The organism is Nocardia sp. NPDC046473 (assembly GCF_040645995.1).
In the GTDB taxonomy this organism is placed as follows: domain Bacteria; phylum Actinomycetota; class Actinomycetes; order Mycobacteriales; family Mycobacteriaceae; genus Nocardia.
This window is the reverse complement of sequence record NZ_JBEYZJ010000007.1, coordinates 165,951-191,145: the sequence shown is the minus strand read 5'-3', so window position 1 is coordinate 191,145 and position 25,195 is coordinate 165,951. Positions and strand designations below refer to the sequence as shown.

17 protein-coding genes are annotated in these 25,195 nt (G+C 66.7%); 10 read left to right on the top strand and 7 right to left on the bottom strand.

The genetic code is table 11. The features are described 5' to 3' along the window. Window positions 1–26: 26 nt before the first annotated feature. From ABZ942_RS25740 to ABZ942_RS25725, 4 genes are read right to left on the bottom strand one after another with little or no spacing between them, the layout of a single operon-like run. The gene (locus tag ABZ942_RS25740; RefSeq protein ID WP_357386171.1) at window positions 27–4,553 is read right to left on the bottom strand and encodes an amino acid adenylation domain-containing protein; all 4,527 of its coding nucleotides are present in this window, start codon (window positions 4,551–4,553) and stop codon (window positions 27–29) included. Between the two features lie 12 nt (window positions 4,554–4,565). Beyond that, window positions 4,566–7,601 (bottom strand): nocobactin polyketide synthase NbtC, encoded by a 3,036-nt coding sequence (gene nbtC, locus ABZ942_RS25735; RefSeq protein WP_357386169.1) that lies wholly within the window; start codon window positions 7,599–7,601, stop codon window positions 4,566–4,568. Continuing rightward, complete coding sequence (locus ABZ942_RS25730) at window positions 7,594–8,919, bottom strand: polyketide synthase (protein WP_357386167.1); 1,326 nt, start codon at window positions 8,917–8,919, stop codon at window positions 7,594–7,596. Before ABZ942_RS25730 ends, nbtC begins: the two co-directional genes overlap by 8 nt. A 25-nt stretch (window positions 8,920–8,944) precedes the next feature. After that, a complete protein-coding gene (locus tag ABZ942_RS25725; protein ID WP_357386165.1) occupies window positions 8,945–9,700 on the bottom strand; it encodes an alpha/beta fold hydrolase in 756 nt (251 codons plus the stop codon). A 138-nt stretch (window positions 9,701–9,838) separates the two neighbouring features. On the opposite strand from ABZ942_RS25725, the gene ABZ942_RS25720 reads away from it, so the two are divergent. Continuing rightward, window positions 9,839–10,501: a GNAT family N-acetyltransferase gene (locus tag ABZ942_RS25720; protein ID WP_357386163.1), complete on the top strand. Its 663-nt coding sequence runs from the start codon at window positions 9,839–9,841 to the stop codon at window positions 10,499–10,501. 22 nt (window positions 10,502–10,523) lie between these two features. Here the strand turns inward: ABZ942_RS25720 and ABZ942_RS25715 are convergent, their stop codons facing one another. Continuing rightward, window positions 10,524–11,804 carry a SidA/IucD/PvdA family monooxygenase gene (locus ABZ942_RS25715; RefSeq protein WP_357386161.1) on the bottom strand — a complete coding sequence of 427 codons (1,281 nt, stop codon included), beginning with the start codon at window positions 11,802–11,804 and terminating at the stop codon, window positions 10,524–10,526. Window positions 11,805–11,980: 176 nt separating this feature from the next. Here ABZ942_RS25715 and ABZ942_RS25710 point away from each other — a divergent pair, with 176 nt between their 5' ends. The 3 genes from ABZ942_RS25710 (at window position 11,981) to ABZ942_RS25700 (ending at window position 14,823) form a co-directional block, all read left to right on the top strand. Next, on the top strand, window positions 11,981–12,454 hold the full coding sequence (locus ABZ942_RS25710; protein ID WP_357386159.1) for a hypothetical protein: 474 nt from the start codon (window positions 11,981–11,983) through the stop codon (window positions 12,452–12,454). A 109-nt stretch (window positions 12,455–12,563) separates the two neighbouring features. Next, window positions 12,564–13,271 carry a siderophore-interacting protein gene (locus tag ABZ942_RS25705; RefSeq protein WP_357386157.1) on the top strand — a complete coding sequence of 236 codons (708 nt, stop codon included), beginning with the start codon at window positions 12,564–12,566 and terminating at the stop codon, window positions 13,269–13,271. Window positions 13,272–13,431: 160 nt separating this feature from the next. Further along, complete coding sequence (locus ABZ942_RS25700) at window positions 13,432–14,823, top strand: hypothetical protein (protein ID WP_357386155.1); 1,392 nt, start codon at window positions 13,432–13,434, stop codon at window positions 14,821–14,823. Between the two features lie 55 nt (window positions 14,824–14,878). Here ABZ942_RS25700 and ABZ942_RS25695 read toward each other — a convergent pair whose 3' ends face one another. Both ABZ942_RS25695 and ABZ942_RS25690 read right to left on the bottom strand, forming a co-directional pair. After that, entirely contained in the window at window positions 14,879–16,615 is a 1,737-nt protein-coding gene (locus ABZ942_RS25695) for an ABC transporter ATP-binding protein (protein WP_357386153.1), read from the bottom strand. Then, window positions 16,612–18,459 (bottom strand): ABC transporter ATP-binding protein, encoded by a 1,848-nt coding sequence (locus ABZ942_RS25690; RefSeq protein ID WP_357386151.1) that lies wholly within the window; start codon window positions 18,457–18,459, stop codon window positions 16,612–16,614. Before ABZ942_RS25690 ends, ABZ942_RS25695 begins: the two co-directional genes overlap by 4 nt. Before the next feature lie 399 nt (window positions 18,460–18,858). Here ABZ942_RS25690 and ABZ942_RS25685 point away from each other — a divergent pair, with 399 nt between their 5' ends. The 6 genes from ABZ942_RS25685 (at window position 18,859) to ABZ942_RS25660 (ending at window position 25,183) form a co-directional block, all read left to right on the top strand. Beyond that, window positions 18,859–19,053, top strand: a complete 195-nt coding sequence (locus tag ABZ942_RS25685) for a hypothetical protein (RefSeq protein ID WP_357386149.1) — start codon at window positions 18,859–18,861, stop codon at window positions 19,051–19,053. A gap of 38 nt (window positions 19,054–19,091) precedes the next feature. Continuing rightward, the gene (locus tag ABZ942_RS25680) at window positions 19,092–19,541 is read left to right on the top strand and encodes a TIGR03667 family PPOX class F420-dependent oxidoreductase (RefSeq protein ID WP_357386147.1); all 450 of its coding nucleotides are present in this window, start codon (window positions 19,092–19,094) and stop codon (window positions 19,539–19,541) included. A gap of 13 nt (window positions 19,542–19,554) precedes the next feature. Next, window positions 19,555–20,133: a putative glycolipid-binding domain-containing protein gene (locus ABZ942_RS25675; RefSeq protein WP_357386145.1), complete on the top strand. Its 579-nt coding sequence runs from the start codon at window positions 19,555–19,557 to the stop codon at window positions 20,131–20,133. Between the two features lie 210 nt (window positions 20,134–20,343). Beyond that, window positions 20,344–21,273, top strand: a complete 930-nt coding sequence (locus tag ABZ942_RS25670; RefSeq protein WP_357386144.1) for an RluA family pseudouridine synthase — start codon at window positions 20,344–20,346, stop codon at window positions 21,271–21,273. Window positions 21,274–21,481: 208 nt separating this feature from the next. Continuing rightward, on the top strand, window positions 21,482–22,225 hold the full coding sequence (locus ABZ942_RS25665; protein WP_357386142.1) for a CPBP family intramembrane glutamic endopeptidase: 744 nt from the start codon (window positions 21,482–21,484) through the stop codon (window positions 22,223–22,225). Window positions 22,226–22,471: 246 nt separating this feature from the next. Then, entirely contained in the window at window positions 22,472–25,183 is a 2,712-nt protein-coding gene (locus ABZ942_RS25660; protein WP_357386140.1) for a hypothetical protein, read from the top strand. Window positions 25,184–25,195: the final 12 nt, after the last annotated feature.

The following is a 25,195-nucleotide window of genomic DNA, read 5'->3' as shown; positions in this document are numbered from 1 at the left end:
AAAGTTGAGCGGCCGGGCTGTCGGGATCAATCGGCGCCGACGGTCACCATGGACAGCGCGCGGTCCAGGGCGGTGACGGCGTCGTGCCACAGCTCGGCGAGCCGTTGCGCCGCAGCGGCGGTGAACACCGACTCGCTCCAGCGCAGATAGGTGACCAGCTGCGGGCCGGCTGCGGTGGTTCGCACCGCGGCGATGACGTCCAGGGCGTAGCGCAGCGCGAAATCCGGTTCGGAGACGAGCGGGAGGCAGCCGTGCAGCGCGGGGTCGGGAATCGGCGCCCACGGCCTGCCCGCACCGGACAGGTCGAAGCGACCGAGGTAGTCGAAGAGCACCTGCGGCGGCGGCGCGTCGATCAGCTCGGGTACCGCGTCGAGGTAGCGCAGCACGCCGTAGTCGAGGCCGTTGTTCGGCATTTCGGCCAGGTGCGTGGCGACGGCGTCGAGCAGGGCGGTGGCCCGGCTCGGATCCGCCAGCGCGGTAACCACATCCACGCAATCACCGCCGACGCCGAGACGCGCGGGCACAATGCTGGTGAACCAGCCGAGCGTGTGCGCGGTGTCGATATCGTCACCGAGCACGGCGTCCTCCCTGCCGTGCCCTTCGAGCGCGAGGTAGGTGCCCGCTGTCGCGTCCTGACCACGCTCGGCACGCCAACTCGCCAGCGTCATGGTGAGGGCGGTGAGCAGGAATTCCCGCACGCCCGCGCTGCCACGGTGCAGCCCGTCCAGGATCGATGCCGTCGTCTCCGCTGAGGCGGGCACGGGGTGTACCTGGTAGGAGGACCACGTATCGGATGCCGGATCGGGCAGCCGGGTGCCGAGCACTGGATCCGGCGCGGCGACCTGCCGTGCCCAGTAGGTCCGCTGCGCCGAAACCGCCTCCGTGCCGGCACGTTCGCGGAGCCGGCCGGCCCACCGCCGATAGCCGATGTGCTCGACCGGCGGCGTCGGTGACTGCCCCGCGACTACCTGCGCCCAGCTCGCGGCGAGGTCGACGCTGACGATATGCCACGACACCGGGTCGATGGCCAGGTGATGGACGGTCAGCAGCAGCACGTCCGGGGCGTCGGACCGGACGAACCACACCGCACGCACCAGGTCGCCGGTGCGCGGATCTATCTCGTCGAGCACGTCGCGGCTGCGCGTGGCCAGCGTCGCCTCGAAGTCCGACGCGACCTCGACGCTGGACAGGATGTCGGCTGCCAGGACACTGCCCGGCGCACGCGTGCTCAGCTCGTATCCGGTTGACGTGCTTGCGAACACGGCCCGCAGTACGTCATGACCGTCGAGCAATGCCTGCAACACCGAGGTCAGTCCGACTCGGTCGATATTCGCGGGCAGTTCGAGCAGATTGCTCAGTGCCAGCCTGCGGTAGCCGCCGTGCTCGTGCATCCACGACACGATCGGCACCGGACCCACGTCGCCGTAGTCCGCCGCGCTCGGCACATGTTCGATGCGCACGTACGCGTCGACCCGCGCGCCGAGTTCACGAATCGTCGACGCGCTGAGCACCAGCTTCGGACTGAGCGAAATACCTTCCCGGCGTAGCGAATTCACCAGGGTTATCGCGACGATGCTGTCGAGTCCGAGGCTGACCAGGTCGTCGTCTATACCGGGCAGGACACCCCCGCACAATTCGGCGACGGCGGCGCACAGGCGATGTTCGGTGGCGCTGCGTGGCCTGGTCTCGACGGCATCGGTTGCCGACGTCGCCGCGAGCAGCTCGAGCCGCTTGATGTCGAGCTTGCCGTTCGCGGTCACCGGCAGCTGCGCAACGACCAGAATCCGGTGCGGGACCATATAGGCAGGTAACCGCTCGCCCAGCGCCGTGCGCAGTGCCGCCGGGTCGAGTCCGGTACCGACCGCGAAGGCGAGCAGTGCCGGTCCGCCAGCCCTGCGCACCACGATCACCGCGGCGCTGCGCACACCGGACTGTGCGAGCAACGCGCTTTCGATATCGCCGATCTCGATCCGATAGCCGCGGATTTTGACCTGGTCGTCCGCCCGTCCCAGATAAGCGAAATCACCAGAAGGCAGGCGCCGCACCAGGTCTCCGGTGCGGTACATCCGCTCACCCGCGCGGTACGGGTCGGCGACGAATCGCTCGGCGGTGATTCCCGGTTTACCGACGTACCCGCGCGTCACCTGAGCACCCGACAGATACAACTCCCCGGCCACCCCGACGGGGACCGGACGCAGCCGCGAATCGAAGACGTAGCCGGTCATCCCGGTAACCGGGGCGCCGATGGTCGGCACCGTGTTCGGGTCGGTCACCGCGGCGACCACCGCCTCCACCGTCGTCTCCGTTGGGCCGTAGCAGTTGTGCACAGCCGTGTCGGGCAGCGCGCACAATCGTTGCCACAGCGGTACGCCGATCGCTTCGCCGCCGAGGGCGAGCACCGACAGCGGCGTATCGGCGTCGACCAATCCGGCCGCGGCCAGCTGAGTGAACATCGACGGTGTGGTGTCGATCATGTCCAGTCCGTGACGCCGGACGCCGTCGACCAAACGTCGCGCATCACCCATGTCCTCGGCGTCGAACAGGTGGATGGCGTGTCCGTCGAGCAGCCCGATCAACGGCTGCCAGGACGCGTCGAAGCTCAGCGACCAGGCGTGCGCGATGCGTAACGGCCGACCGAGCCGGGCGACCGCAGGACGGTACACGCGGTCGCGATGATCAGCGAAGTACGCGGCCACCGCGGCGTGCGTACCCATGACGCCCTTGGGTTCTCCGGTGGAACCCGAGGTGAAGATCACATAGGCGCAGTGCTGCGGGCCGGGTGGCCTCGGGATGAGGCCCGGCCCGCTGTTGGCGATTTCCGTGAGCGTCAACGCCTCCGGACGGTCCGCGATGTCGTCGAGCGCGGGCAGGCCCGATTCATCAACGATGATCAACCGCGAACGGGACTGGCGCAGAATGGATTCGATGCGCACAGCCGGTAGGGTGCGGTCGACAGGAACGTAGGCCGCACCGCTGGCGAGCACGGCAAGAATCGCGATGATCGACGCCGCAGTACGCGGAAGAGCGAGTGCGACAACCTCTTCCGGGCCAACACCGTGCGCGGACAACGCACCGGTCAGCTGATCGACAGCGTCGGCCAATTCGCGATAGGTATAGCGCTCGTGCTCGCTGCTGAGCGCGAGCGCGTCCGGTGTCGCCGCTACTTGGCGGGCGAACAGTTCCGGCACGGTGGCATCGACAACGTCTGCCGCAGGCGCGGCCGGGGTCAGCGGAAGCTCCTCGGGCAGCAGGATATCGAGGGCGTCGGGCCCGCGCTCGCCGATCTCGGGCAGCTGCCGCAACACCGAGATCAATCGCGCTCCGATATCGCGGCCGGACAGTGCACCGAGCACTGCCTGCACGGCCTCGATCGTCACGACCAGATGTCCCTCGTACAGGAACGAGGTGACCGCCAAGGGATAGTGCGTCAGGCTCTGTGAGGTGATCGGCCGGAACCGGGTGCCGTCCGCAGTCTCGGTGGGACGCAGGACATCGGCCATGGGCGCGTTCTCGAAGACGAACAGCGTGTCGAACAGCGCTCCCGCACCGATGGCCCGCTGTATCGACGAAAGACTCACGTAGGCGCGCTCGCGCATCGGGGCCGACGCACGCTGCAGCCGCCGGCAGCCCTCGGCCGCGGTGTCGGCACCGAGATCCACCCGCACCGGGATGGTGTTGATGAACAGTCCGATCATGGTCTCGACGCCGGAGAGCTCGTCCGGTCGGCCGGAGACGGTGGTGCCGAACACGACGTCGCGCCGATCGGCGAGCCTGCCGAGGAGAACGGCCCAGGCGTACTGCACCACCGTATTCATGGTGAGCCCGTTGGTTCGCGCCCATGCCGTCAACCGAGCGGTATCGACCGGGTCCAAGGTCAGATTGTCGATGGTGGGGACGATGGTGTTCACCGCGGTATCGGTGCGATCGGCGAGATGCAATGGGTGGACATCGGCGAGGTAGTCACGCCAACCACGCAGTGCCGCATCGGTATCGCGGGCGGCGAGCCAGCCGATGTAGTCGCGATACGGACGTGGGGCAGGCAACGCGTCAGCTGCCGCGCCCGCTTCGTACAGCGCGTAGAGCTCGCGAAAGAACACGCCTAGCGACCAGCCGTCCAACAGGATGTGATGGGCGGTCAAGACCATCCGTCGCGAGTGATCCGGCAGCGTCAACAACAGCACGCGCAGCAGCGGACCACGCGCCAGGTCGAACGGGGCGCGGGCTTCGGCCGCGACGACATCGTCGAGTTCGGCTGTGGCTACGCTTCGTTCAGCCCACGGCAGCTCCGCGAAGGTAGGCACGATCTGCACCGGCTTCGGCAGGTCGCGGTCCCAAAAGGACGCGCGCAGATTGGCGTGTCGGCGCAGGATCACTCCGGCGCTGCGGCGGAGCAACTCGGTATCGACCGGACCGGCCACCTCGAAGACGAACTGGAACGAGTACAGGTCTCCCTCGCCCGCCAGCCTGGCCAGCGTGAACAGGCCCTCCTGCAGCGGGCTCAGCGCGAGCACATCCTCGATCTCCGGCATCGGCGCCTGCGTATTCTCCGTCATCAGGCGGCCTCCTCAGCTTCGGTTCTCGGATACGAGCAGCACGACGTCATCCAGGGAAGCGCCGGCCAGGATCTTGGTCACCGGCACGTCGCGGTTCAGCGTGGCCTTGACCCGCGCGTGCAGATCCAGTGCCTGCAACGAGTCGAAGCCGAGCGCTACCAAGGGAATCGAGCTGTCGATCTCGTCATGACCGTCGGCGAGCATCACCCGATCGACTTCGCGCCGGATCGCTTCCGCGTAGTTCACGGGCGCGCGCACAGCTGGCTGCGCGATGACTCGCGAAGGCTCCGCGGGAACCGGACGCGCGACGACCGGCGCCGCCAGTTCTGAGAGCGCGGGTGCGAAAACTGGCGCAAGGCCGATGATCTCGACCGTGTCGCGCAGGCGCGTCCAATCCGCGGACAGGACAACGCTGTTCACACCACGATCGGCGAAACCCGCGGTGATCGCCGCCGCGGCAGGCATTCTGCGCAGACCGGCACCGACGATCCGGTTCGCGACCTCGCGGTCCTCCTGATCGGGCAGGCCCCACAAGCCCCACTGCACAGCCGTACAGTCCATCCCCTGTGCCCGCAGTCGCACGGCAAGTCCGTCGAGCATACGGTTCGTGGCCGCGTACAACGCCTGACCGCGACCACCGAGGCTGGCCACGAACGAAGAACAGAGCAGCACCGTGCAGTCGGTGGCCAACGGCATCGTGCGCAACACCTCGCCGATGCCGAGCACCTTCGCGGCGGCCGACTCGGCCACCGCCGCTGGATCCAACTGGGACCACACATAATTGACGGCCGCATGCACGACGACGCTTATCGGATGGTCATCGAAACGTCGCGCCAGGCTCGCGACCGCGGCCTGGTCGGTGATGTCACATGCGACAACCTCGATGTCGGTGTCGCCGAGTGCGCGGAGCGGCCGCAATCGCTCGGTGAGCGCCGCGGTCTCGCCGGTCCGGCTCACCAGGGTGATCCGACGCGCGCCGTCGCGAGCGAACCGCGCACAGAACTCGAGACCGACCTGCCCGGTGCCACCGAGAATCAGTACATCGCTGAGGTTCTGGCTCGGTGCCGGATCGGACGACTCGGCCACGATGAGCCGTTTCGCGTACAGCTTGCCCTGCCGCACCGCGAGTTCTGGCTCACCAACGAGATGGATCGCCTGGATGATCTTGTCCGCGAGTGCTGTCGCGTCGTGGTCACCGGCATCCCGGGGTAGATCGAGGTGCCGGAAGCCGATGCCGAGGTGGTCGAGACCTAAGCATCGAAACGCCGCGCTGGTCGCCGCGTGGCCGAGCGCGGGGATGTCGTCCGGCGTGATCGCCTCCGCACCTGTTGTCACCAACCAGCATTCGGTGACGCCGGATGCGAACGCGGTCAGTCGATCGGCCGCCGCGGCAAACGCGGCGAGTTCGGCTACCGCATCCGCCGTTTCCGCGGCAGGAGCAGTCGGCAGCATCAACATGACGGTGTCGAATTTCGCCGCATTGCTGGAAATTTCGGCGCCGAAGCGCGCCGCCCGGGCGTGCAGCGCCGCCGCGAGCGCACGATCACGCTCGTCGTGGTCGAGGAGCAGCACAGTTCGGGGCGCCGCGAGCGGGCGCTGTGGCAGGCCGGTCCACTCCTCACGCAGTCGGACCGGTGGCGCGGGCGCATCGGGAGCTGCGGCCTCGGACGCCGATTGATATTGCGCCCATAGCCTTTTCGTGCTCATCACCGTCGACGGGAAATCACGCAGCGGCAGCGCGGGCGGCTGCGCGTTCGGCACGGTATGCAGGCTTTGCCATGGATAGTGCAGATCGCGTACCGCGAGCTCTGCCACATTCCTGGTGAACTCGGCCAATCCGACGGCGCTGCGCTGCGAGGTGCCCAGGACCAGGAAATCTTGCGGGTTCGCCGACAGATTTTCCCGCACCGCCGGTTGTAGCGTTGGATGCTCGGCAATCTCGATAAAGGTGTCGACCGCCTCGGTGGCCGCCGTGACCGCTCGATCGAAGCGGACGCGATTGCGTATATTCCAGTACCAGTACTCCCGATGGGTCAGATCCTGGGTGATCGGTGCGCCGAGTGTGGCTCCATAGCAAGCGATCTCGCTCAGCGCGAAGGTCTCGCTCGCCAGCTTGTCACCGAGCAGCTGCTGAAGGTCGGTCCGCAACTGTGCCATCGCCGACGTATGCGCCGGGAACGATATCTGGATCTGCTTGGCGAAGATCCCGTTCGTGTTCGCGACTTTCACGAGATCGGCGATGGCGTGCTCGTCGCCGGAAACACCGACCAGCCGCGGGGCATTGATGACGGAGACCTCAGCCCAGCCAGAATGCCTGGCCAGCAGCGCCTCGCATTCCTCACGGCCGGTACCGACCACCGCCACCCCGTACCCCTGTGCGAGCCGTTCCTCGAGCAACCTGGCCCGGTGCGTGACAATCAGCACGGCATCGCGCATCTCGATCGAACCGGCTATCGCGCAGGCGGCGAGCTCACCCTGGCTGTGTCCGACGGTCGCAACCGGACGCGCGCCGACGGCTCGCCACATAGCGGCCAGCCCGATCAGGTGAAACATCCTGGCGGGCTGGACTTCCGGGAGCGATTCCGCATGTGGTCCGTCGGTGTCGAGCAGATAGTGCATCGCACGCTCATCACCGAACAGGTCCTCGTGCAGGGCGGCGCACTCGTCGACCGCCGTCCGATACGCGGGCGACAGATCGTAGTAGAGCTTGCCCATGCCGGGTTGCTGACTGCCCTGCCCTGGGAACACGAATCCGATACGCCGGGTCGCAGCCGGGCCTTCGGGTGACACCAGTGCGGGGTGCGCGTTGTCCGCAAGCAACGCCCGCAGCGCATCGAGCAGGTCCGCGCGACCGGTCGCCATGATCAGTCCGCGGTACCTGCGCGCAACCCTGGTGCGAAACAACTGGTCGGCCAAACGATCCGGAGTAACGTGCGGATGATCGTCCAAGTAGGCCAGGATCGCCGCCGCCTCGGCGCGCAACCCGTCGGCGCTGTCGGAGGAAAGCAGGACCGGGATGGTGTTGTCCGGCAGCCGATAGCTACACATCGTTGTCCTCCTGGACGGGCATCCCGACGATCGCGTGTGCGTTGGTCCCCGCGACTCCGAACGCCGAGACCGCGCCGTAGCGGACGCCGTCCGCCGGGTCCCATGGTTCGAATTTCGTGGCCAGTCGCAGGCTGGTGGCGGTCCAATCGACGGCGGCGGTCGGATCCTCCGCCCACAAGCTCGGCGCGATGTAACCGTGCGCCCCGCACAACAGCATCTTGATCAGGCCGAGAATGCCTGCGGCCGCTTGCGTATGACCGATATTCGACTTGATCGACCCGAGCAGTGGCCCGTGGTCGCGCTCCGGCGCGCCATAGGTCCGGATCAAGGCGGACAGTTCGAGTGGATCGCCGACCGGTGTTCCGGTGCCGTGCCCCTCGACCAGCCCGATCTGGTCCGCCGACAGGTCGGCGGCGGCGAGCGCGTCACGAATCAGTCGTTCCTGCGCCAGCGCGCTCGGCACGGCCAGTGGCGCCCCCTTGCCGTTGTGATTGACCCGCGAGCCGAGCAGCCTGCCGTAGACGCGATGGCCGAGTTCGCGCGCCCGTGACTCACGTTCCAGGACAACGACTCCCGCACCTTCGGCCCACACTGTTCCGGTGCTTCCCGCAGCGTAGGCCCGGCAGTGACCATCAGCGGACAACGCGTTGTTCTTGGCGAACTCGTAGAACATGCCCGGCGAACCCATCACGCACACGCCACCGGCGAGTGCCCATTCGCATTCGTTCGCCCGGATCGCCGCCGCGGCCTGATGCACGGCGGTCAAACCCGATGCGCACGAGGTGTCCACGCTGATCGAAGGCCCGATCAGGCCGAGACTGTGCGAAATCCGGCCGGCCACCGCGCCGAGTGTGGTGCCGGTCATCCGATAACCGCTGTGCTCGGTGACCGCCGCCATCCGTGGTCCGTATTCCAGTGGCGTCGCGCCCATCCAACAGCCCGCGCTGCTCCCGTCGAGAGCGCCGGGATTCAGGCCGGCATCCTCGACCGCCCGCCAGGCGACGCGCATCCCGACCCGCTGCTGCGGATCCATGGCGATCGCTTCGCGCGGCGTGATCCCGAAGAATGCGGGATCGAATTCCGCTGCACCGCACAGAAATCCGCCCGCATCGCAGACGTCGGCCCAGCCATCGTTACCGCCGAGGGTAAGTAACTGTTCGAGCGGCCAATCCCGATCGCGCGGAAAAGGCCCGATGAATTCCCTCGATCCGGCCAGCGCCGACCACAATTCCGGCGGGCTGGTGATCCCACCGGGTGCCTCGACGCCAATTCCGGTGATAACGATGTCGTTTTCGTCCCCCGAAACCGATTCTGCCATGACGCACCTAACGTGAACGAGCGGATTATCTGACGGAAACCGCAGCGGAAGAAAGCAATTCGGCGACGCCGTCGACATGGTTGTGCAGATAGAAGTGCCCACCGTCGAAAAGGGTCACCGCCCCGCCGCCACTGCTGTGCGCCACCCACGGGCGCAGTTCGCCGACGGTCACGAAGTCGTCGTCGGCGCCGCCGAGCACCTCGATCCTGGCCGCTACCCGCACTTCCGGGTCACAGACGTAGTTGTCGAAAGCGCGATAGTCGGCCTTGAGCACCGGCAGGGTCAGCCGGATGATCTCGCGATTGGCCAGCACCTCGGCACCGGTGCCGTTGAGTGCGACAAGCCGCTCCAGCAGGGCATCGTCCTCGGTCGGCAACGGCTCGGTCTGCGCGACCAAGGCCGGTGCCACCGCGCTGGAGGCGCCGAGCAGCGCCACCGCGACGCCAGCGGCCTCGGCCTGTCGAACGAACTCGAAGGCCACCATGGCACCCACGCTGTGGCCGAAGACGGTGATCGGAACGCCGCGATGGTACGGGGATTCGAGGAATTCGGCGAGTGCGCCCGCGGCGAGCTCGGCGCAACTGGACGCCAGCGGTTCAGCCACCCGGTCCTGGCGTCCGGGGTACTGCACGACGACAACGTCGAAATCCTGGCTGAGCCGCTTGGAGAAGGTGCGATAGGTCGAAGCCCCCGCGCCCGCGTGCGGGAAAAGCACTAACGGCGCCATTGATTCGGCGGCGGGTTTGTGGAACTTTCGAATCCATCCGAGATTGTTGGGCATACAGCAGCTCCTACAGATAGCCGTCGGCGATTGACGCCTCGGCAGCGTCGACGGCACTACGGCACGAACCGTCCACCGGGACGTTAGCATAGGCTAACCTTAGCCGATATCCCGGAGTCAACCCCTACGGAGCTCGACATGATGAACACCACTGGCACGCACTACGTCCTGGCGCGCGAGCAGACCGACATCTCCGACGAAGTGCGCGCCGTGGCGGCGCCACTCCCCCCGAATGTGGCCGAACCGTTCCGTATTCGTATCGCCGATCCCGACGGAACCGACCCGGCGATGATCAGCGAGTGGATGCACCGACCGCACCTGCTCGAAACGTGGGAGCAGCCATGGCCGGCCGAGCGCCGCGAACAGGACCTGCGCGCGCAGCTCGCCGGAACCTATTCGCTGCCATGCATTGCCAGCTTCGACTACGCCACCGATAACCAGCCGGAGCGCGGCCGGCGCGACGTGGCCTACCTGGAGCTGTATCGCGCGGCCAAGGACGAAATCTCCCGGCTGTACCACGCCGATCCCTACGACGTGGCGATGCATCTCGCCACCGCGGAGCTCGACTTGATCGGGCGCGGCGCGATGACCGCGTTCGCCGTCCAGTTGATGTCCGCTATCTTTGCGGCAGAGCCGAATTGCCGCCGCATCATGATCGACCCCGATCATCGCAATGTCGTGGTCCGCCGCGTCGCGGAAAAGTTCGGCATGACCAACCTCGGCGAATTCGACATCCGGCCCGATCGCCGGATCGCGCTCTTCACCCTGCCACGCACGCCCGCGGACATGCCGACACTGTGAGATTGACCAACGGCCATGCGAATCACGATGCGGCACGGGCAGAGTGCGCTCGTGCCCCCCGCACGGCATGCGTCGAGCACAGCACACGATCCGAAAGTTCGCCGAGGCAGCTGAGATTCGGGAACCCGGGCCCCTGGGCGACGGCGGCCAGATTCGGCAGGTAGAGCTTGGCTGCCATGTTCGCGACCGCGAGGTCGTAGCCGATCGACGCCTCGATCCGCTGATGCGTCGGCCGCCCGCCGACAGCCAACTCCAGCAGGTCCGTCGCGTCCTGATCGAACAGCTCGAGGAACCACAACGGCTGCCCGCCCGTGGCATCGATCACCAAGTCGAAGGTGTGCAACTGATCGGGACGCATCTCGTTGCGCAGCGTCAATGCGATGGCGTCGCCCTGCTCGGTCACCCGAACGGCCCTGCCTTGCAGGTGATGTACCCGACTGTCGCCCAGCAGACTTTCCTGCACCCGGACCGAGAAGACACCGCGATCGGTCCTGCGGATGACATCGCGACGTTCTTGCACGGTCAGACCCGCCCACTTGACGGGGTCGCTGAACAGCGAGTTCTCGAAATAGCTTTCGCCGCGGGTATAGATGGTCGCCATCGGGGTGACCACCGAGATGGACAGCATGCCGTGGCGAACCAACTCATCCAGCGCCGAGCCCGCGGTCTCACCACCACCGATCACCGCGACCCGGGAGGCAACGGGGAGCGCGCGGCGGCCGGCCAGATCCCAGAATTGCGCGACGCTCAGCACCCGAGGATGGTCGGCAAGGGCACGCGAGCTGGCGCCGGGGCCGGTGATCATCAGCTTGTCCGCGGTCAGTTCGACCGGACCGCCTGCCAGATCGGTCGCGGTGACCCGCCAACCGTCGGCCGCCGGGGCAACGGAACGCACTGTGCCGGAGACGATTTCGAGGTCAACCTGCCGCGCTACCCACTGCAGGTACTTGGCCCAGACATGATGGTGCGGATTCGGGCGACCCCGATCGATCCATTCGGCATAGGTGCCCTGCTCTACCAGAAAGGACGTCCAGCTGTAGGCCGTCATCGCCGCGTTGATCTCCGCATTGCGGCCACGCGCCCAGGTCGAGTGATACGGGAAGCCGACGTCCTTCTCAGGACTGGTGCCGAGCCGATGCTGGCCGTCGGTCCAGCCACCGCTCGGCAGCCAATTACCGCCGACCACATGCGCCTCGACCGCAATAACGCGCGGGGCAGCCAGGCCGAGTTCGCGCAGCACCTTCGCCTTCGCCGCCACCGCAAGGGCTTTCGGCCCCGCCCCGACCGTAAGAAGCGTTTCCACTGGTTCTCCACTCTCTCCGACACGCGAGGGTCGCGGTGCGCACATTCCGTTGTTCACGTGTCGGTGCCCACAATCCGAAACTCTTTCCACCTATGTTTGCATAGGCTTACCTTATATTGCAGTAATAGCCGCGGATAGCGGCGGTGCTCACACCCGTGACCGATTGGATGAAATAGATGCCCAGCAACTCGAACAAGTCGTTACTGCGTCGCGCGACAACGACATTCGCACTCACCGCTGCCGTACTGGGCGGGGTAACGGCCACCGTGACACCGGCCGTCGCGGCACCGCTGGTCGCACCGATGCACGCCGCAGCGCCCAGCGCCGGCGAGCTGACCGCCAAGCTGAGCCTCGCCGTGAACACCGGCGCACCGCGGGCCGCCAGGGCGGCAGAGCTCGAATCGGGCGATGCGGGCGTGGCCACGATGGACAAGATCGGCGCGATCCTGCTCGCCGCTCCGCCGAGCCTGCGCTACAACGTGGTCGACCCGTCCGTCTCCGGCGACCGGATCGACGCGGTGTTGCGGGTTACCACCGAGGGCTACCCCGACTTCAACTACGACACGTCATGGAAGCAGATCGACGGCACCTGGAAGCTGAGCCGCGCGTCCGAGTGCAGCATCGCGTCGGCGCTCGGGCTGTCCTGCTGAGCGCCAACCACCTTGCCGCACACCGTCCGTCGTTGCCTCCGAGGACAACGGCGGACGGTGCCATCGGCTACCGCGCGACAATTTAGTTTCGTTAGGCTACCCTAACGTCATGGGTAAGGGAATCAATGGTCTGATCGTGAAGGCGTGGGGCGGCGCTGACTACCAGCTCACGGTGACTTCCACCGAGCTCGTCACCGACAAGTACCTGCGGCTGGGCTTTACCGCAGGTGGGCTGTTCGCCGACCACCCGGTGCACCCGACGCAATGGGTACGCGGCTGGTTCCCGGACAGCACCGGCGAGAAACTCCAACAGCGCGGATACACCCTGGTCGACCCCGATCCCGACGGCGACAGGTTCGCGATCGAATTCGCCTTGCACAACGGCCATGCGGCGCGATGGGCGGAAAACGCGTCGGTCGGTGACACGCTCGACGTGACCGTCCTCGGTTCGGACTTCCAACTGCCCGAGTCGACACCGAGCGAATACCTCATCTTCGGCGACACCGCGTCACTGCCCGCGATCAACTCGCTGCTGGAGGCGATCGGTGACGTCCCGGCCAGGGTGTGGCTGGAATGGCAGTACGAGTCCGACCTGCAGATTCCCTTGCGCGGCAAACCCCATCACAAGGTGACCTGGGTGCAGCGGATCGATGACGGCCGGTTGCTCCGGGAAGCCGCGCACGAACTCGACTGTCCGGACGGCGCGTTCGCGTGGGTTGCCTGCGACGGCCACACCACACGGTCGATCGTGAAGTCGTTCAAGCAGATACACGGTGTGCCCAAAACCGCGATGAAGTACCAGGCCTATTGGAAGTAGTCCCGCCGTTCGGCGGGGGTCCGGCTCATCCTGCGGGATGACCAGGTCGCGACCTGTTGTCGACGCGCGATGACCCGCTGGTCCGTCAGGCTGGTATCCGGATTCGAGACCGCTCGCGCAACAGCTGCGTGACCCGGCGCCGGAGCGGAGGTCAGCTGGCATGTCGATCCTGGATACGGTGCTCGCGTTGGCCGCGGTCGCGTTCGCGGTGACGGCCGTCGCGGCCCGGCTCGTCGCGCGGCGGATCGCGGTTGTGGTGCTGCCCGCGCTGGTTGCCGGGTGCGTGGCACAGTGGCTGATCGAAGGGTTCTACTGGCAATTCGCACCAACCTACCTGCTGCTGTTCGCAGCGGCGGGACTCGTTGCCGGACAGGTGAAGTGGCCCAGCAGCGGGTGGCGGACGACTGTCGCCCGCGTCAGCGTGGGGCTGCTGGTATTACCTGCCGCGCTCGCCTGGTCGCTTGTTCCCGTGCCTGCCCTGCCGCGGCCGACCGGGCCCTACGCGGTGGGTACCGAGATCTTCCGGATGGTCGATCCCAACCGGCAGGAGCCGGCGACGGATTCGCCGAGCGACCATCGCAATGTCGTTGTGCAGGCGTGGTATCCGGCCGACCCGACGGTGCGTGGCGAGCACTCGACCTATCTCGATGGGCAGGACCGACTGCCGGAGAAGGTCACCGTATTGCCGAGGGTGTTGCTGCGCGGGTATGACCGCATCGATACGCACGGGCGGCGCGACGTGCCGATCAGCACCGATCGGCCGCGCTGGCCCGTGGTGTTGTTCTCCCCCGGATACGGTGCGCCACGCGCCTTTTACACCGGGCTGATCGCCGACCTGGCCAGCCGCGGATACATCGTGCTCGCCATCGACCACCCGTACGAGGCGGCGGTCACCGAGCTCGCCGACGGCACCATCGCGACACCGCATGAGCGCTTCCTCGACCACGATCCGGACCAATCCCGTTATATGAGTGGGCAACTCGAGGTGCGCGCCGCCGATTTGCACTTCGTGGTCGACCAGCTCGGTCGGCCGGACACCATGGGGCCGCGGCTATCCGGCCACCTCGACACCGACCACATCGCTGCCGTTGGCCATTCATTCGGTGGCGCGACCGCGGCGGCCGCACTCGCGAACGATCCACGGATCAAGGCGGCCGTGAACATCGACGGAACGTTGTACGGCACGCTGCCCCAGCAGTCGCTGACCAAGCCGTTCCTCTTGCTGGAGAGCGATCAGGCGGAGACCGGGCACTCGACGCAGTACTTGGACGGCAACCGCGCGTTGCTCGAACGGCTGCGGGCCGGCGGGTTCCGTTACGAGATCAGCGAGGCCAATCACTACAGCTTCACCGATGCGCCGCGGTTCCTCGCCGACCCGGCCAGATTCCTGGTGGCCCAACTGATCGGCGGCTCGCGGGGGCCACGGGAAACGCAGCGGGCGACCAACGACCTATTGACCGCGTTCCTGCAGGAGCCGCTCGGCGGCGGCCACGGCGATATCGGTGCGGCTGCCGCGCGCTACCGGGATATCGACGGCGGGCCGGTGCGTTAGGCGGGCCCGCTTGCGACGATCGATGCCGTATGCGGGCCCTGCCTTGCGCTTTCGATCAGACCGCGACCGGCTCCAGTCGCCATCCGGTGGCACGGGAGCGCTCGCTCCAGAAGTCGGCGTAACGCCCGCCCGCGGCCAAAAGCTCAGCGTGCGTGCCTCGTTCGACGATCTGGCCGCCATCGAGGAAGAGAATCTGATCGGCGTGCGCGATGGTGGCGAGTCGATGCGCGACGACGATGACGGTCTTGTCCTTGGTGAGCTCGTGCACTCCGCGGACGACGACCGCCTCGCTGTGCGGGTCGAGCGCACTGGTCGCCTCGTCGAGCAGCACGATCGGCGCGTCCTTGAGCAAGGCGCGAGCGATCGAAACCCGTTGCCGCTCACCACCGGACAGCGCGACGCCACCCTCACCGACCGCGGTGTCGAGACCGTCCGGCAACCGTTCGACGATCTCGTCCACTCTGGCCGCCTCCGCCGCGCGCCAGACCTCGGCTTCGGTCGCATCGGGGCTACCGATCCGAATGTTTTCCGCGACAGAACGATTGAAGAGGTAAACGTTCTGGAAGACCAGCGACAGCTGATTCAGCAGGGTCTCCGACGGCTGGTCGCGCACGTCGTGTTCGCCGACAACCACACGGCCCGAGTCGGTGTCGTAGAACCGTGCGGCGAGTCGGAGCAACGTGGTCTTGCCTGCGCCGCTCGGTCCGACGATCGCAGTGGTGGTGCCTGCCGGCACGCTGAACGTCAGGCCGGAAAGGACAGGCTCGCCGGGGCGATATCCGAAGCTCACATCATCGAATACCACCGATGGAACGCCCGGCGTGACAGCGGCCTTCGCCTCGGGCAGCACCGGCTCGGCCAGCAGGTCGGTTACCCGGTCGACGGCGGAGGCGGCGGCACGCAGGCCATTGCCGAGCTGGGCGGCCTGATTGAGCGGCTCGATAAAACGGGAGCTGACGGCGATCAACGCGATGGCGGCCGCGGCCGAGATGGCGCCGTCGGTGACCCGCCCGATCACCACGTAGGTCAATACCAGGAAGACCCCCTGCACGAACAGCGAGAACACGATCAAGCCGGGCACCGCGGTGAACACCATCCTGGTCATCGCCGAACGCTGGCGATGCAGTGCCGAGTCGAGCGCACGATTGCCCGCACCGACCGCGCCGAACGCCCGCAGTACCGGCTGAGCCTGGGCGAATTCGACCACGCGCGAATCGGCTTCGGACGCGGCGGCGTGCGCGCGCTGATCCGACCCCGTGTAGGCCCGGTTGGCCAGGGCGTTCACCAGAAAGAGCACGGGCGCCGCGACCAGCATGGTGAGTGAGATGCGCCAGTCGATGAACAGCATGCCGACCGCGACTCCGAGCGGAACCACGATGCTGTTGAGCACCTTGGCAAGCAAATAGGCGACGGTGCCCTGGATTTCCCGCACGTTCTCCACGGCGATCCTGGACAACTTTCCGGCACTGCGGGTTTCGAACCAGCCGAGTGGAAGCGCGTTGAGATGATCGCCGATCCTGGTCTGCAGGCGAAGCTGCAGACCGACCGCGATGCGTAGCCCCAGGACCGTCTGGAGGTAACCGAATATCGCTACGCCCGCGACGGCCGCGATCATCAGCAATGTCCAGAACCAGGCCCGGCCGAGGTCGCGATCCAACAGCGCCGACAACACCGGAACGAGCATCAGATAGGCAACCGCCTGGCACAGCGCCTGCGCGGTGATCGCGGCGAACAATTTCGGTGTCATCGGGGCGAACTCGTCCGGGACCAGCCCGAGCACCTTGCGAATCATCGCGCCGCCTCCTTCTCGATGAGCGAGACGGCACGCAGCGCCGCCTCATTGATTTCCCAGAGCCGCTGGTAGGTACCGCCGGTACCGACCAGACTCCGGTGGTCGCCCTGTTCGACTACAGTTCCGTTCTCCAGCACCAGGATTCGGTCCACGCCGGTGATGGTGTGCAGCCGGTGCGCGATGACCAGCACGGCGCGGCCCGCCACCAGCACGGCGAGCGCGTCCTGTACCGCGGCCTCGGATTCCGGATCCGCGAAGGCGGTCGCCTCGTCGAGGACGAGCACGGGACTGTCGGCAAGCAGTGCTCGGGCGATCGAAAGTCGTTGCGCCTCACCGCCGGACAGGCTAGCGTCGACGCCGATCTCGGAGTCGTAGCCGCGCGGCAGCGCGACGATCCGGTCGTGGATCTGCGCGGCCCGGGCCGCACGCTCCAGGGCCATGTCGTCGGCGTGCTGATCGGCCAGCCGCAGGTTCTCCCGGATGGTGCCGCGGATCAGCCGCACGTCCTGGAAGACGAACCCGACGGTGCGGTAGAGGTCTTCGGTCGAATAGTCGCGAATATCGCGTCCGCCAATGGTGATTCGGCCGGCGTCGACGTCGTAGAAGCGGGGCAACAGTTTGGCGAGGGTGGACTTGCCCGAGCCGCTCGGACCGACCAGCGCGGTGATGGTACCCGGCGTCAGTTCGATATCGATGTCACGTAGCACCTGATGATCCGCGCGATAGCCGAAGCTGACCGACTCGAAACGAACCACGCCCGCGTCCACTGCCTCCGCAGGCGAAGTGCCTGTCCCGGAAACCAATTCAGCGGTGTGCTGGAGTTCGTGCAACCGCAGCGCGGCGACGCCCGCGGTACGCAGCGCCTGCCCACCGTAGCCGAGCCCGAGCAGCGCACTACCGAGTCCGAGGCCAACCAACAGGAATGGCAGCACGTCGAGCGGCGTCAACCAGTCCAGCCCGACCCAGATCAGGCCGGCGACCACGATCACGAGCATCACGAACACCGGGGCGATCACGATGTCGGAGGCCGCCTGCAACCGGATCATCGGCGACTTCCACCGGTTCAGGCCGCGCGCCTGGCCCTCCACCGCGTCCTGGAATTCGCGGTGCGCCTTGCCTGCCTGGCCGAACGCACGTACCACCTGGATACCGTCGACGAACTCGACGGTCGCCTCCTGCACCCGGCGTTCCCAGCGCTGGTAGATGGCCAGCCGATCCCTGCTGTCCTGGTCCATCATTCTGCTCAGCACGATCCCGTACGCCGCCAACGGGACCAGCAGTAGCAGGGTGAGCCGCCAGTCGACAGTCACCAGGTACCCGAGGGTGACCAGCGGGACGACGAGCGCGCCGACGAACTCCAGCCGCGCGTGCGCGACCAGATAGTGCAGTGCCTCGACGTCGTCCTGCAGGTACTTCTTCACCTCGGTGGAGGTGCGCTCGCCGAACCAGCCGAGCGGCACCCTGGTCAGCTTCGCCGCGAGCGCCCGGCGGACGGTGAGCTGATAGCCCGCGTCCACCAGGTGCGACCAGGTCAGTGCGAGCGCCTGCAGCAGGCCGCGGGCCAGCAGCACGAGCATCGCCGCCCACACCAGGCGCCACACCCGATCGGTGTCGACCTGATCGGCGAGCAGCTCGCGACAGGCCTCGACGATCAGCACGAACGGCACCACGGCGCACACCGAGGCGACCGCCATCACGACGCTGGCCAGCGTCAGCGTCCGCCGTACCGGCGCGAGAATCTCCTTCCGCGCCAGCGCTTCCTGTTGCTTGCGCGCCTTCTGCACCGCTCGGGGCGGTCGGTTTCCCGTCTCCGCCGCAGGAAGCGGCGCGACCTCCACCGTCATAGGTTGTTGCCTCTCCCCATCGTTGGATCTGCTCGACGAACCGGACTCATCCTCACACAAGATGCGCCAGTAATGTAGGTTAGCCTAAGTTATCTACGCAAGGTTTGGGCAGCGACGGTCATCGGGCCCATTCGGCGCACCGGCGGACCACCTCGTCGCATTCGGAGCTCGCGGATGCTCATTCGATTCGCTTTCAGAAACGTTCGCGTTTATCGCGGAATTGATTGTCGCACTGTGGACTTGTTCCGGCCATCTGCGAAAACGGCGCAATACCCGGGCCTTTCGGCTGCCCGTCATGCGCGGGAATGCTCCATGAACGACGGCCCAACCAGGCCCGATAGCGCCGATACATGGCTACTTTCTTCTCTACACGGAAGTACCGCGTCTGGAGTCGTGAATATGTTTGTTACACAGGTCATTTCCACAATTACGCGCTGCTCGGTCGATCCCGGCGAGCTCACACCGGAGCAGGCGCACCGTGCTATGCAGGTGCATTTGAATTGCAGCGTCGACGTGTGCCGGGTGCGTCGTCGCGCGCGCCGGACGCTGGTCGAGGCGCGGCGGATGGTGCTCGACGAGCGGGCGACGCCTTAGCGCGGAATCCTCCCGGCCGTCGTGGTGTTGTTCCCCACATGACCACAACGGCATCCGATCGATCCACGCCCGTCGTCGACCCGAGCACGGCCTTCGGCGCCAAGGTGATCGAGCGCCTCGACAAGGAACCAGTGATCTGGCTGACCACCGTCGGCTCCACCGGGACACCGCAACCCAATCCGGTGTGGTTCCAATGGCGCGACGACGAGTTCCTGCTGTTCAGCGAGCCCAACCAGGCCAAGCTGCGCAACATCGTCCGCAATCCGCGCGTTTCGCTGAACTTCAACAGCACCGAGTGGGGCAGCGACGTCGTGGTGTTCACCGGCACCGCACGCATCGATGACGCTGCCGCCTCGCCTGACGAAATCGCCACGTACGCAGCGAAATACGTCAAGGGGCTGCAGGACATCAAGCTGACCGCCGACGAGTTCTTCGCCAAGTACTCCACGATCGTCCGGATCCGCCCGGATCGCCTGCGCGGCTTCTGAATCGGCGCCGGAGATGTTCGAGCTGCCACACCCGACTGCCGCGTGGCAGCATCGCGGCGCACGCACCGGTTTCGAGATCGCCTACTTCAAGGTGACCGAGACCGGTGTGCAGATCGACGGCTGCACCACGGCGGTCGAGGACGGCGAGGTCTGGGCGGTGGACTACCAGATCGTCCTCGACCCGTCATGGCACACCCGACGAGCCGCGGTCGCGACCCGTCGACGCGGCGGCTGGCACACGGTCCAGCTGAACACCGACGGAGCGGGTAACTGGACGGTCGACAGCGTGCCGAACCCCGCACTGAGCGGCTGCCTCGATGTCGACCTGGAAGCTTCGGCACTGACCAACGCGTTCCCGGTGCATCGGCTCGGCTTGACCGTCGACACGACAGCGGATGCGCCCGCAGCCTACGTGCGCGCCGTCGGGCTGGAGGTGACCCGGCTGGAGCAGGGCTACCACCGAATCGCCAACGACGGCCCACACCAACGCTTCGCCTACACCGCACCGCAGTTCGATTTCACCAGCACGCTCACCTACGACGAATCCGGCTTCGTCCTCGACTACCCGGGCATCGCTCTCCGCGCCCACTGACCGAGGGCGGCAGCACCCGGTGAAATGGCCGACGACTAGGGTCGATAGACCATTGCCACGGCCGACATAAGGGAAATCAGTGCACCTCGGTACACCTGGGCCAGGCCGCCCCTGCCGGGGACGGCTCGCACAGCGGACAACCACTCGACGCCACGGAGGAGACAAGCATAGAGCTGGTCGACTAGCCCGTGTCAGCATCATCCGTGGGCCATGAGAAGGCGGCAGGTACCGCCGTTGCCCAAGCGGCACGGCCTCGATCCGGCTCGGCTCCGGCTGCCGGAGGAAGGTAACTGGGCGACTATTCGCGATCACTTGGTCGAGCGGCTGCCCCGAGTGGATCCGGCACGCATCGATGAGCTGTTGCGGGAAGGCGGCATCGTCGACCTCGACGGGCCGATCGCGCCCGACGCGCCCTACGCTCCCGGCAGCGCCGTGTGGTTTCACCGCGATCTGCCCATCGAGACGCCGGTGCCGTTCGATCTCACCATCGTGCATCGCGACGCGGACCTGCTCGTCGTGGACAAGCCGCACTTCCTCGCGACCATCCCGCGCGGCCAGCACATTCTGCAGACCGCGCTGGTGCGGCTGCGCCGGGAACTGGAGCTGCCGGAGTTGATCCCGGCGCATCGGCTGGATCGGGTGACGGCGGGGCTGGTGCTGTTCATCATCAACCCGGCGCGGCGCGGGGCGTATCAGACGATGTTCCACAAGCGCACGGTCCGAAAGGAATACGAGGCGATCGCGCCGTTCGATCCCGAGCTGGCGCTGCCACGCGTGGTGCGCAGCCGGATCGTGAAGGAGAAGCACGTGCTCGCGGCGCAGGAGGTCGAGGGCGAGCCCAATGCCGAGACCTCGATCGAGCTGCTGGAGCACCGCGACGGGCTCGGGCGTTATCGACTGCGACCGTTGACCGGGCGCACCCATCAGCTGCGGCTACACATGAACGGACTCGGCATCCCGATTCTCGGCGACGACTTCTATCCGGTGATCACCGACAAGCCGGTGGACGATTTCACCCGTCCGCTGCAGCTGCTCGCCGCGTCGCTCGAGTTCACCGATCCGATCAGTCACGAGCCGCGGCGTTTCGACACCACCCGCACGTTGCAGGCTTGGACTGATCCCGCCGGGTGGGCCGGCTGACGGCACTGGAGGTCAGCCGGCCCATGCGCCCGCCGCGGGGCTCAGACCACGCCGGGCGCGGCTCGTTGAACTGAAACAAGTTCCAGTCAGAGTAACCCCGCGCGCGGCGACACCACATCGAGACCCGTATATCCGGCGAATTCGGGTAGGCGGACAGCAAATGACCAATCAAGCGGCGGCTCCGGCACCCATCCGTACACTGGGCGGGATGCTCGCACAGGACCTCGAGGAAGCGGCTCCGCCCCGCCACAAATTGCATGCGTATGCCGATGTGGCCGTGGTCGTCGTCGTCTTGGCGGGGACAAACCTGATCGCGCATTTCACCACCGCCTGGGCCAGCATTGTGACCGTGCCCGTGGCCGCCGTCGTGCTGCTGGCGATGATGCGCCGGCGCGGACTGCACTGGCATGAGCTCGGTCTGTCACCGCGATACTGGCGGCGCGGGACGCTCTACGCGCTCGGCGCGGTTGCCGTCGTCCTCACCGCGGTAGCCATCGGCGCGATATTGCCGGTCACCCGCCCGTTCTTCCTGGCCGATCGCTACGCCACCATCTCCGGGGCGCTGATCGCCTCGATGATCGTGATTCCGTTGCAGACGGTGATTCCCGAGGAACTGGCGTTTCGCGGCGTACTGCACGGCACGCTCGATCGGGTCTATGGGGCGCGAGGTGTCTTCGCGGCGGGATCGCTGCTTTTCGGACTCTGGCATATCGCCTCGTCGCTCGGATTGACCAGTAGTAATCGCGGTCTGTCCGGGTTTGTCGGCGGCGGTGTCGCGGGTCAGCTCATCGGCATTCTGCTCGCCGTCATTGCCACCGCGGGGGCGGGCGTCGTGTTCACTTGGCTGCGCCGCCGCAGCGGGAGCCTGCTCGCGCCGATCGCGCTGCATTGGTCCGTCAATGGTGCGGGCGCGCTGGCCGCCGCCATTGTTTGGCATACAACTTTGTCCTGAACCGGCGCCGCACGACGTCGAAATCGGGCACAGCGCACCGGAATTCCCCACCGGTATTCGGCCGCATTCCGAACCGCGTCGACGGCGTGTTGCTCAAATCGGCGTGTCACAAGATCAGCGGAGATATTCGCACTGGTTTTCGAGCGTCGGCATTGACCTCGGCCGGTGGCCGGTTTAGCCTCAGTGCGATCACACATACGTTCGAGCAAGTAGGTCTGCTGACGATCTGCTCCGGGAAGGCTCGCGATGCGCGACGAACAATCCACCGGTAGTTCCGAGATCGCCGCGCTGGCGCAGCGGGTCGAGACGGCTCGCGGAAAACTGCCGCTGCAGCACGACGCCGCGCTCTTCGAGGTGTTATCCGAGGGCGAGATCGGGGCGGAACGCGAACTCGCGGAATGGGTTCGGGCGCAGCGGCGCAAGCAGCGGCGCCGGGCGGTCGAAGAGGAACTGGCCGCCGAGAAGCGAGACCGGCGCAGCGCGGCCGCCATTCGACGATCCGACGAGGCGGACGAGCGGTGGCATCGGCGGGCACTGGCCGCGCGACGGCGGGTATCGAGCGAGGATGCGCGGCTGGCGCAGCTGTATCGGCGGGCCGAGTGGTCCTCGCGGGCGCTGATCGCCGTCGTCGTGCTCGGCATGGTGTGGGCCGGGGTGAACGTGCAGCACAACCTGGTGCCGAGCGGGGACATGACCGACCCGCTGTACTGGTTGAGCTACGGGATCGAGGCGATGATCTCGATCCCGATCATCACCATCATGGTCGCCGCGACCACCGCCGCCCGCTGGGGTCGCGAGCTCGCGCGCGGCAAGGTGGTGTTCTTCGAGACCGCGTTGCTCGGCACCACCATCGCGCTGAACGCGGGACCACACCTGGCCTCGGGTTCGTTCGGACGCGCCGCGGAATACGCGATCGCGCCCGTCATGGTCGGGGTCGTGATCTGGTTGCACGCTTGGGTTTCCGCACGGTACGCGCTGCTCATCGATGGTGCGCCGGTAGTGGATCGGGATGCGACGGTGGTTCGGCATCGCGTCAGTGACCGGGATGCGCGCGTCGGGCTCACCGTCGATGCGCCGGACGACCACCGCTGGTTGCTCAGCGGAGTCGATCCCTACGCGGCGACCACCACGGCTCGGCTGCCTGGCGCTGAAGTTGGTCCGGCGGGAGGCGTCGACACGTTGACGGATCGATCGCGGACCGACCATACGGAACCGGCCATCGCGACGTCGACCAATGGGCATGCGGTGCAGGCATTCTCGACTGATACTGCGCACCCGCTGACCGACGCGCCTACCAACTCTCGATCGGCGACCAACGGGCATACCGTTCCGGCGTCCTCGGCAGATGCTGTCCGCCAAGCACCCAACGACTCTCAGCTGCCGACCAACGGACACGCGGTGCGAGCCTCCTCGGCCGACACTGGCTACCCACTGACCGCCACGCCCAACGACTACAACGCGCGACCGGCGACCAACGGACATGCTGTACAAGCGGTTCCGACTGGTACCGCCAACCTGCTGCCCGACACATCCGGCGACTACGACTCTCAGCCGTCGACCAATGGACACGCCGTGTCGGCGTCCTCGGCCGACACGGCCCACCGATTGCCTGACGCATCTCGCGGTTACAACGCGCGGCCATCGACCAATGGGCATGCCGTGCGGGCGGTTCCGGCTGACACTGTCGGTCTGCCGCCGGAAAGTCCCGACGGATACGACTCCCGCCCGCCCACCAACGGGCATGCCGTTCAGGCGGTTCCAGCCGACACTGCCCACCCACTGCACGACGCACCTAGCGACCGACCGGCGACCAACGGACGTGCTGTTCAGGCGTCCTCTGCCGACACTGCCCATCGACTGCCCGACGCGCCCAACGACTACAACGCGCGACCGCTGACCAACGGGCATGCCGTTCAGGCGGTTCCGGCTGACGATCACCACCAGGAACATTCGGCCGTCGACGCGCACCATTCCAACAATGGCGGGGTTGCCATGCCGTTCTCGACTATCAACGGCCGCCCGCTGCCTGCGGAGCCGCGCGACTCGCACTCTGCCGAATCAGTCGACAACGCACGTTCCTCAACCAACGGCTCTGCGGCACAGTCTGACTCGGCGATCGGTTCTCGCCAGAAGTTTGACCCGAGCGAGGCCGAGACAGCTGCTCAACAGTCCTCCCGCCGCAATGCGTCCAACACCGATCATTCGTCCGCGACCAACGGGCACGCTGCCACGAACGGACACGCGGTGACGAATGGCCACTCGGCGATGCCGAATGGGCACGCCGTCACCAACGGGCACGCTGTTGATGGCGAGCGGCACGCACCGACCAACGGCCACGCCGCGCTCAACGGCCATGCCATGCAGCTGTTTCCGGTTAACGACATCCCGCGGAAACGCACTGATCCCGACACCGTCACCCCGGCTCCCGAAACAACCACCGACGCCCATCGCGGCGACGAGCCAGAAGAGCCTCACACTGGTGACCCCATTCGTAAGGCCGCCGCAACGATCGCCGACACTGTCGCCCAGGCGATCTCGGGCGAGACTGCACCTCGCCCCGCATCCGGCCGCCGAAAGTCGGCTACCTCCAACACCGCCGAAGCCGAGATCGAACAGCTCGTCTTCGACGAGAACCTCGAGCCGCCGCGTCCCACCGTGCGAACCGCACCGGCCGGCATTGTCGGCCGTGTCCCCGTCGAGATCGAGGTGGAACCGGAGATCTTGGACGACGAGGACGAGCTCGATGAGGACGACGAAATCACCGCTCTCGCACGCGAGATCACCCGTCGCGGTATGTCGAATCTTTCCGTCGAGCAGCTCACCCAGATCTTTCGTCTCGCCGACGAGTCCTGGCTGACCCCGGGCATCGCCAACGAAGTCGGCGTTTCCCGCGCGGCCGTGGCCCGGGCGGTGGAGGCGGGGATCAAGGTCCGTCGCCCCTACGCCATCAGTGGCTGACCTGCACGTGAG